Raw genomic sequence first — 1,099 nt, 5'->3', positions numbered from 1 at the left:
ACCCCGGCCTGCAGGCGGCTCATGTCGAGCAGGTTGGCGACCAGCCGATCCAGCTTGACCAGCGACTCGTCCGCGGTGGCCAGCAACTCCTTGCGGTCCTCCTCGCTCCACTGGATCTCGGTGCCGAGCAGGCTGTCGACGGCCACCCTCGCCGAGGCGAGGGGGGTGCGCAGGTCGTGGCTGACCGCGGCGAGCAGGGCGGTGCGCATCCGGTCGGCCTCGGCCAGCGGTCCGGCGAGATCGGCCTCCTCCCGCAACCGGCTCTGGCGGAGGGCGACCGCGGCCTCGGCGGCGAACGCCTCCAGCACCCGGCGGTCCGACGCCTCCAGCAGCCTGCCCCGTACCGCGAGCACCAGATTCCCCTCGATCACCACGTCGGTGTCGGCGTCCTTCGGGCTGGCACAGGGGGTGCCGCCCGCGGTGGCCACGATCCGCCACGCGGCGGGATCGGACTGGTCGTCCGGACCGGGCTCACCGATCCGCTCCAGCAACGTCACCGAGGTCAGGCCGAAGGTCTCCCGCAACCGCGACAGCAACGACGGCAGCGCGGCCTCCCCCCGCAGCACGTGACCGGCCAGCGTGGACAGCACCTCGGCGTCCGCACCGGCCCTGGCCGCCTCCCGGGTACGGCGCGCCGCCACGTCGACCACCGCGCTGACCATGACGGCCACCAGCACATAGACGCTGAGCGCGAGCAGGTTCTCCGGGTCGGCGACGGTGAACCTGTCGACCGGCGGGGTGAAGAAGTAGTTGAGCAGCAGGAAGCCGAGCACCCCCGCGGTGACGGCGGGCCACATGCCGCCGACCAGCGCGACCCCGACGACCATGACCAGGAAGAGCAGGATCCCGCTGGACAGCTTCACACCGTCCCTGAGCGGGACCAGCACGCCGGTGAGCATCGGGATGCCCAGCAGCGCCATCGCCCATCCCACGAGCCGGCGTCTTCGGGTGAGCACGGCTTTCGGCCGGTCGCGCCGTGCCCCCTTGCTGGCCTGAGCGTGCGGGATCATGTGGACGTCGATCGACCCCGACAACGCCGTCGTGGTCACCCCCACCCCCCGCGAGAACACCTGCGCGAACCGCCCCCGCCGAGACGCCC

At 72.5% G+C, this 1,099-nt stretch carries 1 protein-coding gene; it reads right to left on the bottom strand.

Translation table 11 applies throughout. The annotated features are described in order from the left end of the window. Nucleotides 1-1,010: sensor histidine kinase (locus tag ACWEF2_RS31640; RefSeq protein ID WP_453819915.1), on the bottom strand; the 1,010-nt coding region annotated here is incomplete at its 3' end. Nucleotides 1,011-1,099 lie beyond the last annotated feature (89 nt).

This window comes from Streptosporangium sp. NPDC004631 (assembly GCF_053601935.1).
Note: the sequence above shows the minus strand (reverse complement) of the source record. Positions and strands in the feature narration are given on the sequence as shown.